Origin of the sequence: Halalkalibacter wakoensis JCM 9140 (genome assembly GCF_000513095.1) — a bacterium.
GTDB lineage: Bacteria > Bacillota > Bacilli > Bacillales > Bacillaceae_D > Halalkalibacter > Halalkalibacter wakoensis.
Genome location: NZ_BAUT01000092.1, coordinates 1 through 14,166, shown reverse-complemented (window position 1 = coordinate 14,166; position 14,166 = coordinate 1). Strand labels below are relative to the sequence as shown.

At 39.1% G+C, this 14,166-nt stretch carries 10 protein-coding genes, 1 pseudogene and 1 other annotated feature; of the genes and pseudogenes, 6 read left to right on the top strand and 5 right to left on the bottom strand.

All coding sequences use genetic code 11. From position 1 onward, the window contains the following. Nucleotides 1-673 precede the first annotated feature (673 nt). Nucleotides 674-1,522 (bottom strand): YaaC family protein, encoded by an 849-nt coding sequence (locus tag JCM9140_RS19950; RefSeq protein ID WP_235715418.1) that lies wholly within the window; start codon nt 1,520-1,522, stop codon nt 674-676. A gap of 136 nt (nt 1,523-1,658) precedes the next feature. Between JCM9140_RS19950 and guaB the strand changes: the two genes are divergently transcribed. The 5 genes from guaB to serS all read left to right on the top strand — a co-directional run bounded on the left by guaB (nt 1,659) and on the right by serS (nt 7,835). After that, on the top strand, nt 1,659-3,116 hold the full coding sequence (guaB, locus tag JCM9140_RS19945) for an IMP dehydrogenase (protein WP_034750752.1): 1,458 nt from the start codon (nt 1,659-1,661) through the stop codon (nt 3,114-3,116). Between the two features lie 144 nt (nt 3,117-3,260). After that, nucleotides 3,261-4,607 (top strand): D-alanyl-D-alanine carboxypeptidase family protein, encoded by a 1,347-nt coding sequence (locus JCM9140_RS19940; RefSeq protein ID WP_235715417.1) that lies wholly within the window; start codon nt 3,261-3,263, stop codon nt 4,605-4,607. Nucleotides 4,608-4,755: 148 nt separating this feature from the next. Then, complete coding sequence (gene pdxS, locus JCM9140_RS19935; RefSeq protein WP_034750746.1) at nt 4,756-5,640, top strand: pyridoxal 5'-phosphate synthase lyase subunit PdxS; 885 nt, start codon at nt 4,756-4,758, stop codon at nt 5,638-5,640. Between the two features lie 33 nt (nt 5,641-5,673). Next, complete coding sequence (pdxT, locus tag JCM9140_RS19930) at nt 5,674-6,255, top strand: pyridoxal 5'-phosphate synthase glutaminase subunit PdxT (RefSeq protein ID WP_034750744.1); 582 nt, start codon at nt 5,674-5,676, stop codon at nt 6,253-6,255. Further along, nucleotides 6,256-6,473 (top strand) — a binding site (T-box leader). It abuts the gene before it with no gap. An 81-nt stretch (nt 6,474-6,554) separates the two neighbouring features. After that, on the top strand, nt 6,555-7,835 hold the full coding sequence (gene serS, locus JCM9140_RS19925; protein ID WP_034750741.1) for a serine--tRNA ligase: 1,281 nt from the start codon (nt 6,555-6,557) through the stop codon (nt 7,833-7,835). 400 nt (nt 7,836-8,235) lie between these two features. On the opposite strand, the gene JCM9140_RS19920 is transcribed toward serS, so the two are convergent. From JCM9140_RS19920 to JCM9140_RS19905, 4 genes and pseudogenes are all read right to left on the bottom strand, one after another. After that, nucleotides 8,236-9,246 (bottom strand): ABC transporter ATP-binding protein, encoded by a 1,011-nt coding sequence (locus JCM9140_RS19920; RefSeq protein WP_034750738.1) that lies wholly within the window; start codon nt 9,244-9,246, stop codon nt 8,236-8,238. Beyond that, nucleotides 9,221-10,248 (bottom strand): annotated as a pseudogene (locus JCM9140_RS19915) (ABC transporter ATP-binding protein). Before JCM9140_RS19915 ends, JCM9140_RS19920 begins: the two are co-directional and overlap by 26 nt. A 44-nt stretch (nt 10,249-10,292) precedes the next feature. Then, a complete protein-coding gene (locus tag JCM9140_RS19910; RefSeq protein ID WP_034750735.1) occupies nt 10,293-11,234 on the bottom strand; it encodes an ABC transporter permease in 942 nt (313 codons plus the stop codon). Between the two features lie 16 nt (nt 11,235-11,250). Then, on the bottom strand, nt 11,251-12,147 hold the full coding sequence (locus tag JCM9140_RS19905) for an ABC transporter permease (RefSeq protein ID WP_034750732.1): 897 nt from the start codon (nt 12,145-12,147) through the stop codon (nt 11,251-11,253). Between the two features lie 354 nt (nt 12,148-12,501). Here JCM9140_RS19905 and JCM9140_RS19900 point away from each other — a divergent pair, with 354 nt between their 5' ends. After that, a complete protein-coding gene (locus tag JCM9140_RS19900) occupies nt 12,502-14,124 on the top strand; it encodes a glutathione ABC transporter substrate-binding protein (RefSeq protein WP_034750729.1) in 1,623 nt (540 codons plus the stop codon). Nucleotides 14,125-14,166 lie beyond the last annotated feature (42 nt).

Below are 14,166 nucleotides of genomic sequence, written 5' to 3'. Positions count from 1 at the left end.
TCGTGAGAGTAGGACGTTGCCAGGCAGATAAAAGACAATCCATTGGATTGTCTTTTTTACGTACATAAATATTATGTAAGGCTACCATTTGAAGCAAATAACATCTTCTTCAAATGAACCGTTGGTAACAGAGCGAATGGTTCTTGAAAAACAACTTGTACCGCTCTGAAAGGTCTCTAGACAATAAAATAACCTAACTGGACAATAAACAGCTTGAACTGGACAATAAATCCTCCCATCCCGACAATAAACAAAGCAATCCCGACAATAAATCATGATTACCTTACATTTTATTAAACTTTAAAGCAAAAAAACAAAGAAATAGCTGCTAAAAGAGCAGCTATTTCTTTGTTTTTAACGAGTTAGCAATTCAAAGAGGCATAATTGCAACTTTTTGATACTGTTAGGAGTGGTGACTATGTAGCCACCTAACTCATTTGGACACCTACTTCAGTCACTGTTCATCCTCTTCTAAACCGTAGTGAAGATAGTTAATAATTTGCCTTGGGGTCGACGGTTTAAATGTTATTTCAGATTTGAAATAACATAAGTAACCCTAACAACTACTCTCCACTCGACTCTAGATAACTCGCAATGATAAGAGGTATTTTTTGTTCAACTATCCGCAGGTAGTGAGAAATATAGGGGAAATCAGTTCCATCAAATGTATGGATTAAATCCCCCACCACTCAGCTTCATATCGACAAATCATGCTTAAGTTATAAAGCAATAAAAAGTGACTAGCTAACTCAGGTAGCTGGTAAGAGTGAACCTGTTCGCGATTTTTAAGTAAATACATGTCTCCTGTAATGTCATATAACCAAGGTTGCGAAGTCCATCTAGGTGGAAGTTTCGAGAAGAGTATTTTGATGTTATTTTTTTCTTCTTGTACCTTCACATTTTTGGAGTCCTTCGCTGTAGTATTTGTCTCTAGAAATTGCTCAAAACGATTTACCGTCATATGGTAGCCATCCAAAATTTCTTGTGACATTAACACAGTGTTATTTTGTAACTTAGCTTTATAAGAGAGAGAATTTTTAGTAAGGCGTTTAAATAATGGATGCATATCAGCAATGTGCTGAAGCAATGTTACCATTTGATATTTTTCGCCTTCCAAATGTTTCATGTGAAACATTTTGTCTAAAAAGTGAGAAAAAAGTCCATTTTTCTGGATTTTAACTTCATCTTCTAAAAAACGATATGTTGCCTTTTTTCTTTTGCGTGTTGTAACGCCGTGAGCAAGCACCTGTGAGTTTTCTGGATAGTTAGGGTCTCTTGTAAGGATACATGCTTTTAAGAGCTGTACGGCACCATAAAAAAGAAGGACAGGCTTTATTTCAATAGGGGAGTGTGTTCCCTGATTGAAGTAAAGTTGTCCATGTTGCAAATGATACATAAAAGAAGAGCAAACTTGATAGCTTTTGGTTTTTGCCTGACTTACCTTATTTGCTTCATACTGATCCGTTAAATATTTTCTTGAGTAGGTAGCTGAATAAAAGGGAATAAATAAATCGTCAATCATTGTAGAACATCAAACCTCCTTATGTTCTGTATATTCAAAAAAGTGGCACATTATATCGATTCTTGACAGTAGTTTGCCCACTTGATAAGCTACTAATAATATTTTTCGATAAAAAACGATTTGGGGAGGCAGAAATATGATGGAAAATAAGTTTCAAAAAGAAGGATTAACTTTTGATGACGTGCTTCTAATACCAGGGAAATCAGAAATTTTACCTCGTGATGTTTCAGTAAAAACGACTTTAAGCAAAAATCTACAACTAAACATTCCAATTATTAGTGCTGGAATGGATACAGTAACGGAAGCCAAAATGGCCATTGCTATTGCACGCGAAGGTGGACTTGGAGTTATTCACAAAAATATGTCGATTGAACTTCAAGCAGAACAAGTTGAAATTGTTAAACGCTCTGAAAGTGGAGTTATTACCAACCCATTTTATTTAACAAGAGATCGTCAAGTTTTTGATGCTGAGCACCTAATGGGGAAATATCGTATTTCAGGTGTACCAATTGTTGATGAAAATCAAAAACTTGTTGGGATTATTACAAATCGTGATTTACGTTTTATTGAAGATTATTCAATTCAAATCGATGAAGTAATGACTAAAGAAAATCTAGTTACTGCTCCTGTAGGAACAACTCTACGTGAAGCTGAAAAGATCCTTCAGCAATATAAGATTGAGAAGCTTCCGCTTGTTGATGATGAAGGTGTGTTAAAAGGACTAATTACAATTAAAGATATTGAAAAAGTAATTGAGTTCCCTAATTCTGCAAAAGACTCTCAAGGGCGCCTAGTTGTGGCTGCTGCAATTGGTGTGTCTGCAGATGCAGATATTCGCATTGCTGCATTAGTAGAAGCTGGTGTTGATGCGATTGTAATTGATACAGCACATGGGCATTCAAAAGGAGTTCTTGATAAAGTTCGTGATGTACGCGCTCAATATCCGGAACTAACGATAATTGCTGGAAACGTTGCGACGGCACATGCGACACGTGATTTAATTGAAGCGGGTGTGGATGTAGTAAAAGTAGGAATTGGTCCTGGTTCAATCTGTACGACACGTATAGTAGCTGGAATTGGAGTACCTCAGGTGACAGCTGTTTATGATTGTGCGAGAGAAGCACAGAAGCATGGAGTTCCAATTATTGCAGATGGTGGAATTAAGTATTCAGGGGATATTGTAAAGGCACTTGCAGCTGGTGGACATGCTGTTATGCTTGGAAGCTTGCTTGCAGGGGTTTCTGAAAGTCCTGGAGAACGTGAGATCTATCAAGGACGTCAATTTAAAGTGTACCGTGGTATGGGTTCATTAGGAGCAATGGAAAAAGGAAGTAAAGACCGTTACTTCCAAGAAAATGCTCAAAAATTAGTTCCAGAGGGTATTGAAGGACGTATTCCTTATAAGGGACCTTTAAATGATACGATTCATCAGTTAATTGGTGGTATTCGCGCCGGAATGGGCTATTGCGGTACAGCGACATTAGATGAGTTAAGAGAAAATGGTCAATTTATTCGAATTACAGGGGCTGGTCTTCGTGAAAGCCACCCACATGATGTTCAAATCACAAAAGAAGCACCAAACTACTCATTATAATAAAAAGGATGTCTAAAAGAGAAAAATTCTCTTTTGGGCATTTTTTTGTCTAAAAATAGTAAATAGATAGGACTCTATTTATCTATTTTTTTCTCATAGGTATGATAAAATAACGTCTATGTGAAAATGCGTGGAGGTGCTAGTGTGGTAAATTTCTTTAAAAAACCACTATTAATTATATTATCATTAGCTTTGGTTTTAACATTGTATGTAAATCCAGGAAAAGTAGATGCATCCATAGATTTAGATGCTGATGCAGCCATCTTAATTGATGCAGAAAGTGGAAAAATACTCTATCAAAAGAGTATTGATAGTATTCTCCCTATTGCAAGTATGACCAAGATGATGAGTCAGTATCTAATTTTTGAAGCAGTAGAAAATGGAACGATCTCATGGGACCAAGAGGTACCCATTAGTGAGTTTGTTAGAGATTTATCTAGGAATACAACGTTATCAAATGTTTATCTAAGACAGGATTTTTCATATACAGTTAGAGATCTGTATGAATCAGTAACGATTTATTCTGCGAATGCTTCTATGATTGCATTAACTGAATTGATTGCTGGTTCAGAATCGGAGTTTGTAAGAATGATGAACGCGAAAGCGGAAGAACTAGGATTAACGGATTACGAGTTTGTCAATTCTACAGGCCTTAATAATAGCGATTTAAATGGTAATCACCCTGAAGGTACAGGTGCTGATGCAGAAAATGTAATGTCTGCAAGAGCAACTGCACAGTTAGCATATCATTTAGTAAACGATTATCCAGAAGTATTGGAAACAGCAAGTATACCCAAAAAAGAATTTACTGCTCATCCAGAAGATGAAGCGGTTTTAATGGAAAATTGGAATTGGATGGTTTCAGGGATTAAACCAGATTTAGAGCGATTTGCTTATGATGGAATTGAAGGATTAAAGACAGGTTCAACCTCGACTGCAGGTGCAGCTTTTACGGGAGTCGCAAAAAGAGGCGATATTCGTTTGATCTCTGTTGTCATGAGAACTCCAACACGTGAAGCTCGATTTGTTGAAACAGCTAAATTATTAGACCATGGATTTAATCATTTTTCAAAAGCAGAAATTGTTGATGCAGGGTATGCTCCTGAAGGACTTAATATCTTAGAAGTTGCTGGAGGAAAAGAAAAAGAGGTAACGGTATCAACAGTCGACTCGCTATCGACGATTGTTCGAAATGGTGAAGAAGACCTTTATGCAACGGAGATTGTTTTTGGTGGAACAGCGTTAAATGAGAATGGAGAGGTTGTAGCTCCATTTGAAGCGGGTACAGAAGTAGGAACTTTAAGCCTTGTTTATACGGGGGAAGAAGAGGAAGAGTTTATTTATACTACTCAACGTCCTGAAGTAGCAGTAGTTACAAATGAAGCTGTTGAAAAAGCAGGATGGTTCTCGATGACGATGCGTTCGATTGGTGGTTTCTTTGCTGGCATTTGGAATGGTGTCGCCGATGCAGTGAAAGGGTTATTCTCATAAGTTTTCTTAAACGGGTACACATTTTACGTGGTGCCCGTTTTTTGCTAAAATAAAAACTGAAAATTTATGCGAAAAAACTCGTTTTAAGGTATACTAATGTAGGATAAAATATCAACATAAGAAGAGACGGTATAGGAGGATATACGAAATGAGTCAAATTGGAACTGATCGAGTAAAAAGAGGTATGGCAGAAATGCAAAAAGGTGGCGTCATCATGGACGTTATCAATGCAGAGCAAGCAAAGATTGCGGAAGCTGCAGGTGCAGTTGCTGTTATGGCACTTGAGCGTGTACCAGCAGACATTCGTGCAGCAGGTGGAGTAGCTCGTATGGCTGACCCTACCATTGTTGAGGAAGTATTAAATGCTGTATCAATTCCTGTAATGGCAAAAGCTCGTATTGGACATATTGTTGAAGCGCGTATTTTAGAAGCAATGGGTGTTGACTATATTGACGAAAGTGAAGTATTAACACCTGCTGATGAAGTATTCCATTTGTATAAACGTGATTACACTGTACCATTTGTTTGTGGGGCACGTGACTTAGGTGAAGCTTCTCGCCGTATTAGTGAAGGTGCATCAATGCTCCGTACGAAAGGTGAGCCTGGAACTGGTAACATTGTTGAAGCCGTGCGTCACATGCGTATGATTCAAGGTCAAATTAACAAAGTAAAACAAATGTCAACGGATGAATTAATGACCGAGGCGAAAAACCTTGGTGCATCATTTGATCTTTTACTTCAAATTAAAGAAACAGGTAAATTGCCTGTTGTGAACTTCGCTGCTGGTGGAGTAGCAACTCCTGCAGATGCTGCGCTAATGATGCAGTTAGGTGCAGACGGAGTATTCGTTGGTTCTGGTATCTTTAAGTCGGACAACCCTGAGAAGTTCGCTCGTGCTATTGTTGAAGCAACAACACACTATGAAGATTACGCATTAATTGCTGAACTTTCTAAAGGACTAGGCAATGCAATGAAAGGTATTGAAATTTCGACTCTTAACCCAACAGAGCGCATGCAAGAGCGTGGCTGGTAAGTACCTGCTTAGGGAAAAGGGAAAGGATTTATAATGGTTAAAATAGGTGTATTGGCACTACAAGGAGCAGTTAGGGAGCATGTGAATTGCTTAGAGGCTCCTGATACAGAAGTAGTAGTAGTCAAAAAAGTGGAGCAGTTAGAAGAAATAGATGGACTTGTTCTACCTGGCGGAGAAAGTACAACAATGCGTCGTCTTATCAATCTCTATGGTTTTTTAGAGCCTTTAAAAGAGTTTGCTGCAGCAGGGAAGCCGATGTTTGGAACGTGTGCAGGAGCCATTTTAATGGCAGGACAAATTGAAGGACAAGATGAAGGGCATTTAGCGGTAATTGATATGAAAGTGCTGCGTAATGCATTTGGTCGACAACGTGAGAGTTTTGAAACAGATCTTCATGTTGCAGGAGTCGGTGAGGACATTCGTGCTGTTTTCATTCGTGCGCCGCTCATTTTAGAAGTTGGAGAAGATGTTCAAGTTCTTTCTAAGTACGGTGATGAGATTGTAGCAGCTAGACAAGGAAATTTTCTTGCTTGCTCGTTCCATCCTGAACTAACGGATGATCATCGTTTTCACCAATATTTTGTTCAAATAGTAGAAGAATCTAAACAAAAATAAGGAAATGCGTTGATAAGGATTAGTACATGCAACGCACTGTTCAGAGAGCCGATGGTAGGTGTGAATCGGTCAGTGCTTGTATGGAATCCACCTTGGAGTAGAAGGAGAAACACTTCTCGGTTAGCAGCCGTTATTGCTAAGTGGCATTTAGGTATTAGGGAAGTGCACCCTAATACCTAGGCAACAAGGGTGGTAACGCGGGTGCTCTCGTCCCTTCTTTATATAGAAGGGATGAGGGCTTTTTTTTATTCCTTGTAATTTGGTAGAATAGGAAAGATAAGACAAGAGGAGGACAAGAAATGTTAGATGTAAAGCGATTGCGTAAAGATTTTATTGATATAAAGGAAAGACTTGCAACTAGAGGAGAAGACATTTCTGGGTTAGATCGTTTCGAGGAGTTAGACGAAAAACGTCGAACCATTATTGTTGAAGTTGAGGAACTGAAAAGTAGACGAAACCAAGTTTCTCAAGAAGTGGCACAACTTAAGCGCGAAAAACAGGATGCTGATCATCTAATCAAAGAAACAAAAGAAGTGTCTGAGAAAATTAAATCTCTTGATGAGCAGCTACGCCAAACAGAAGAAGAACTTGAAGGAATTCTGTTAACGATTCCTAATGTCCCACACGAAAGTGTCCCAGTTGGTGACACTGAAGATGATAATGTGGAAGTACGAAAATGGGGAGAAGTACGTTCATTTGGCTTTGAGACAAAGGCTCATTGGGACATTGCTACAGATCTAGGAATTGTTGATTTTGAACGTGCTTCTAAAGTAACAGGAAGCAGATTTGTTTTTTACAAGGGTCTGGGAGCTCGTTTAGAACGTGCATTGATTAACTTTATGATGGATTTACATCAAGATGAACATGGTTATGAAGAAGTACTTCCTCCATATATGGTAAACCGTGCAAGTATGACGGGCACAGGTCAACTACCTAAGTTTGAAGAAGATGCTTTTAAAATTCAAGATTTGGATTACTTTTTGATTCCAACGGCAGAGGTACCTGTTACAAATTTACACCGTGATGAAATTTTAACTGCAGAACAGTTACCGATTGCTTATACGGCGTATAGTGCTAATTTTCGCTCTGAAGCAGGCTCAGCGGGACGGGACACTCGTGGGCTAATTAGACAGCACCAATTCAATAAAGTTGAACTAGTGCGCTTTGTGAAGCCTGAGGACTCATACGAAACTTTAGAAACGTTAACTGGACATGCTGAGAAAGTGCTGCAGCTTTTGGGGTTACCTTACCGCGTATTGAGCATGTGTACAGCAGATTTAGGTTTCACAGCTGCAAAAAAATACGATATTGAAGTGTGGATTCCTAGTAATGATTCATACCGTGAGATCTCTTCTTGCAGTAACTTTGAGGACTTCCAAGCACGTCGTGCAAACATTAAGTACCGTCCTGAACCAAAAGCGAAGCCAGAATTTGTTCATACCTTAAACGGATCTGGCCTTGCAGTCGGCCGTACAGTCGCTGCAATCCTTGAAAATTATCAAGAAGAAGATGGCTCTGTGGTCGTTCCGGAAGTGTTACGTCCTTATATGGGGAACGTTGATAAAATAACAGTTAAATAAGCAACGAAAACCGACTGTGCATTCATGCAGTCGGTTTTCGTTTAGATTGAGTTGAAAGTAATAGCAGTGGCTCCGCACGTTGCTTCGATCATAAAAAAACCAGGTCAAAGTGCGACCTGGGATAAAGAGAGAGGTTAGCAATGGCTGCGCACGTCGTGCGCTTTTTGAGAAACCCACTCAAAAAGCTTAAAAGATAACGACGGCTCCGCACATTGCTTAGAATAGAAAAAACAGACCAAAGAGCGGTCTGGAGATAAAGCGGAGAAGTTAGCAACGGCTCCACTCACTGCACGCTTCAAGGAGAACCCCACTCCTTGAAGCTTAAAAGATGGCAGTGGCTGCGCACGTTGCTTCGATCATAAAAAACCAGGTCAAAGTGCGACCTGGTTTTTTATGATCTCTAGTACTTAGGTTTGTGCTTTCCTGATTCGATTTCGTCCATGTAGTGACAGGCAGCGAGGTGGCCTTCTTTCATGTAATCCTCTGCTTTTAGTTCAGGAGTGTCTGTTTTACACAAGTCTGTCGCAAATGGACAGCGTGTATGGAAACGACAGCCTGTTGGAGGATTTATAGGTGAAGGAACATCACCTTTTAGAATAATACGGTCTTTCGCTTTCTCAGGATCGGGAACAGGAATCGCTGATAATAAAGCTTTTGTATAAGGATGCTGTGGATTATCAAAGACTGATTTCTTGTCGCCGATTTCAACAATTCGACCAAGATACATAACAATTACTCGATCAGAGATATGACGAACAACACCTAAATCATGTGAAATAAACAAGTACGTTAGTTGGAATTCACGTTGCAATCTTTTTAATAAATTTAGAACCTGTGCTTGAATCGATACGTCAAGGGCAGATACAGCTTCATCACAAATGATTAGCTTAGGATTTACTGACAAAGCTCGAGCAATCCCAATACGTTGACGTTGTCCACCACTAAATTCATGTGGGAAACGATCAATTTGGTGTGCACCAAGACCAACAGTATCCATTAGTTCACGAATTTTTGCATCGCGTTCAGACCTAGGTACAACGTTTTGGATTTCTAAAGCTTCATCTAAAATTTGACGCACCGTTTGACGCGGGTTAATCGATGCGTATGGATCTTGAAATATAATTTGTAGATCTTTACGCTTCTTACGCATTTGAGCTTTATTTAGTGATAGCAAGTCTTCACCTTGGAATTCAACAGCTCCGGAAGTTGGTTCATCAAGTCGGAGAATTGCGCGTCCTGTTGTAGACTTCCCACAACCAGATTCACCTACGATACTTACCGTTTCACCCTCGTAAACAGTAAAGCTGACGCCATCTACTGCTTTAACATGGTTCACTGTCCGTCCAAGCATTCCACCTTTAATCGGGAAGTACTGCTTTAAGTCATTAACTTTCAGTAGTTCTTTTTTCATGCACGGTCACCTCCGGATCGCCATCCCACTCATCAGAGTAGATCCAGCAACGAATTTGGTTGCCATTTTCATCTTCTTCAAGTTCAGGAAGACGCTCAACACAGATATCACTTGCATAAGGGCAACGTGGTGAAAAGCGACAACCTGTTGGCATGTCAGTAGGACTAGGCACAGCCCCTTTAATAACGGATAATTCTTCATCTTCTAAATCAATATCATGTCGAGGCAATGAATTTAATAAACCGACTGTGTAAGGATGTCTAGGGTTTTTGAATAGGTCCGCAACAGAAGCATACTCAACGACTTTTCCACAATACATAACAGCAACATAATCACATGTTTCTGCAACAACACCAAGATCATGTGTAATCATGATGATGGACATTCCTAAACGACTTTGAAGGTCTTTCATTAGCTCTAAAATTTGTGCTTGAATGGTAACGTCTAAAGCTGTTGTTGGCTCATCAGCAATTAATAAGTCAGGGTTACAAGCTAAAGCCATTGCAATCATTACACGCTGACGCATTCCACCTGAAAGTTCGTGTGGATACTGATGAACTCGCTGTTCAGGAGAAGGAATCCCAACGAGCTTCAACATCTCACTGAACGTTTAATTGATTCTTTCTTATTCAACTTTTCATGAATTTGAAATGCTTCACCAATCTGCTGTCCAACTGTATAGACTGGATTTAGAGACGTCATAGGTTCTTGGAAAATCATTGAGATTTTATTACCGCGAATTTTTCGCATTTGAGCCTCTGATTTTTCTAGTAAATCTTCCCCTTTAAATAATACCTGTCCACCAACCACTTTTCCTGGATTTTGAATAAGTCGGAGTATGGAAAGAGATGTAATACTCTTACCAGATCCAGACTCACCAACAACTCCTAATGTCTTCCCTTTAGGTACCGAAAAGTTGACACCGTCGACGGCTTTAACTTCAAAGTTTTCCGTAAAAAACGAGGTACGGAGGTCTCGAACTTCTAGAATTGTATCTGTCACAAGGTTTCACACCTTTCTTTTTTTTATATCTATAAAAACGGCATTTAATTTAAATCGATTCGTTTGTTTAAGAAACGATAAGCAATATCTACAAGTAGGTTAACTGCAACAAATAATAATGCAAAAACAAGAATTGTCCCTTGTACAATCGGGAAGTCTCGAGCACGAATGGCATCAATGATTAAACGACCCATTCCGTTAATAGCAAAAACAGTTTCAGTTAATACAGCTCCACCTAATAGTCCACCAAATTGTAAACCAACAACAGTTACAACCGGAATTAAGGCGTTTTTTAACGCGTGACGGTAAATAACAACGCGTTCTTTTACCCCTTTGGCACGAGCAGTACGAATATAATCTTGACCAATAACTTCAAGCATACTTGAGCGCGTCATACGGGCGATAATAGCTGCACCTGCTGTTCCTAGAGTAACGACAGGAAGAATAATTTGTTGCCAAGAACCCCAACCTGAAGCAGCGAACCAGCCGGTGTGTATAGGCCCTATTTCAAATCCTATGGCAAGCCACTGGATTAGCATGAGTCCTAACCAGAAGTTAGGCATCGATAAACCAAACAATGCAATAATCATAATCGTTACATCAGTAATGGTGTAATGTTTTGTTGCTGATACGATACCAGCAATGATTCCAATAAAAACACTTAAAATCGTACTATATATCGCTAATTCAACAGTAACCCAGAAACGTCCTGAAATTTCTGCTGTTACGGAACGTCCACTTCTTATAGAACTACCTAAATCCCCTTGCACAACACCAGAAACATATTTTGCATATTGAACCGGTACTGGTTCATTTAATCCTAAACGCTCTCGCATTTGCTCAACTTGTACAGGAGAAGCACTCTCACCGGCCATAATTTGAGCAGGATCACCAGGGATGAGGTGCATTAAACCAAACGTTAGAATAGTTACACCAATTAAAACGGGTATCGTCTGAAGAAGACGACGTATGATAAAAGTAAACATTTTTCTGCACCTCTTTCTAGTTTTTCATTTTAGGATCTAATGCATCTCGTAAGCCATCACCAAAAATATTAAATGCTAGTACAACAATAACAATTGCGATTCCTGGAAAGAATGCAACATGTGGGGCATCCCACATATAGTTACGTCCACCACTCAACATGGCGCCCCACTCTGGAGTTGGAGGTTGTGCACCCATTCCAAGGAAGGACAAGCCACTTGCTGTTAAGATAGATGTTGCAATACTTAACGTAGCCTGAACAATTAATGGAGAAGTAACGTTAGGCAATATATGTTTAAAGATAATACGTGAATCACTAGCGCCTAGTGCTCTCATGGCATCAATATATTCCAATTTACGTACTGCGAGCGTTGAACCACGTACAATACGAGCAAAAACAGGTATTGAAAAGATACCTACAGCAATAATAACGTTTGTAAGACTTCCGCCAAGTACACTAACAATTGCAAGTGCTAAAAGAATACCAGGGAAAGCTAAGAAGATGTCCATAATACGCATAATAACTGTATCGATTTTTCCACCGTAATAACCCGACACAATTCCAAGGAATATTCCAAAAACTGCACCGATAAAAACAGAGAAGAAACCAACATATAATGTAATAGACATTCCGTGGATGATGCGACTAAAAATATCTCGTCCGTGATGATCGGTACCAAACCAATGCTCACCGGATGGACCAGCTAACTTATTCACATGATTTTGAACGTTCGGTTCATACGGTGTGAAGAATGGTCCAATAATTGCTAATAAGATAAAGAAGATAATGAGTAGACCACCAACCATTGCTGCTTTATTTTTTCGTAATTTCTTATAGAAGCTTTTCCATCTTTCAGCAGTTGGACTTGGAGGCCGGCTAAGAGTTTCTGTGTTTTTAACTGACTGATCGCTCATAACTTACACCCTTTCTTAAATGGTTTTATTTGCACCTTGAAACAAAGTCTGAATATTCGACCTTGTTCGACAAGATAAATACTATTTCACAAATTTTAATTATAGCATGCTGAGTGGTATTTACAATGGAAATATTATTATGATGAAATAATTTCTTCTATTTAATATATAGCTGTTATTATATCGGTAAAACTACTATAAAGTACAAATTAATTGAAAAATCCGTTAAAGGTGAACAACTTGTCAAGTTTTCTAGCAAAGTATTTTTGAAAAAACAACTTGTTTTTATTTTCGTATTACGATATATTAATTATGGTTCTAAAATAAAAAAATATTTATAGGGGGTATTTTTTGATGAAAATGTCAAAAAATTCGTTTTTCTTTTTGGCTTTGGTACTAGCGTTCAGTTTATTCATGGCCGCTTGTGCTAGTGAGCCAGACGCAACTCCAGCTCCTGCTGAAGGAGAAGACGTTGCTGAAGGTGAAGAAGCTACTGAAGGTGGCGGTGAAGGTGGAGATTTAGTTATCGCTAAGCTTTCTGACGCTGTTGCAATTGACCCGCATGGTTCAAATGACACTCCTTCAAGTGATGTAGCGCAAAATATCTTTGAAGCTCTTATTAAACAAGATGAAAACATGGAGCTACAACCTGGACTAGCTGAAAGTTGGGAAGCGGTTGAAGACAATGTTTGGGAATTCCACCTTCGTGAAGGTGTAAAATTCCATGATGATTCTGATTTTAATGCTGAGGTAGTAAAAGCAAACCTTGATCGTGTATTAGATCCTGAAGTTGCTTCACCTCGTTCTTTCCTTTATGACATGATTACGGATGTAGAAGTTGTTGATGAGTATACTGTACGTATCACAACTGAATATCCTTTTGCTCCGTTACCTGCTCACTTAGCTCATAACGGTGGTGGTATGATCTCTGCTGAGTTAATTGAAGCTGACTATGCTGCAATGGCTGAGGGAGAAACTCCAGGAAGCGTGATCTCTGCTGGGCCAATCGGAACTGGTTACTTCAAGTTTGATTCTTGGGATCCAGGTAACGAAATTAAACTAGTTAAAAATGATAATTACTGGGGAGAGCCTGCTAAGCTTGATTCTGTTACGTTCAAAGTTGTTCCAGAATCATTAACTCGTATTGCTGAGTTAGAAACTGGTGTTGCTCATATCTCTGATCCTTTAGATCCTTCTGATGTTAGCCGTGTAGAAGGAACTGATGGTATGTTCGTTAACCGTCAACCATCTGTTGCTCTTTCTTACATTGCATTTAACACAGAAAAAGAACCATTTGATAACAAACTTGTTCGTCAAGCTATCACAATGGCAATTGACAATGAAACAATCGTTAATGCAATTAATGACGGAGTAGGTGTTCCGGCAATTGGACCTTTAGCTCCAGATGTATTTGGTTTTGATGAGTCTCAAGATGCTCTTGACTATGATTTAGAAGCTGCTCAAGAATTACTTGCTGAAGCAGGTTACGCTGATGGTTTTGAAACAACAATTTGGACAAATGACAACCGTGGTCGTATGGACACTGCTGAGTTCGTTCAAGCTGAATTAGCAAAAATCGGAATTACTGTTAATGTTGAAGTACTTGAGTGGGGTGCTTACTTAGAGCAAACTGCTAATGGTGCTCATGACATGTTCATCCTTGGTTGGACTACTGTAACTGGTGACGCTGACTACGGAATGTACCCATTATTCCACTCTGCAAACTATGGTGAAGCTGGTAACCGTACGTTCTTCAGTACACCTGAATTAGATGAGATCTTAGTTGAAGCTCGTCAAAATCCTGATCAAGATGAGCGTTTAGCACTTTACAGCCAAGCTCAAGAAATTCTTGTTGAAGAAGCTCCAATGATCTACACTCACTACAATGAGTATCTACTTGGTGTAAGTGATCGTGTACAAGGTCTATGGCATCACCCAACAGGTATGTTAATGCTTCAAGATGTAACTCTACAATAGTAGATTAAAATAGCTCACTCTTTTGAGTGAGCTATTTTTTTA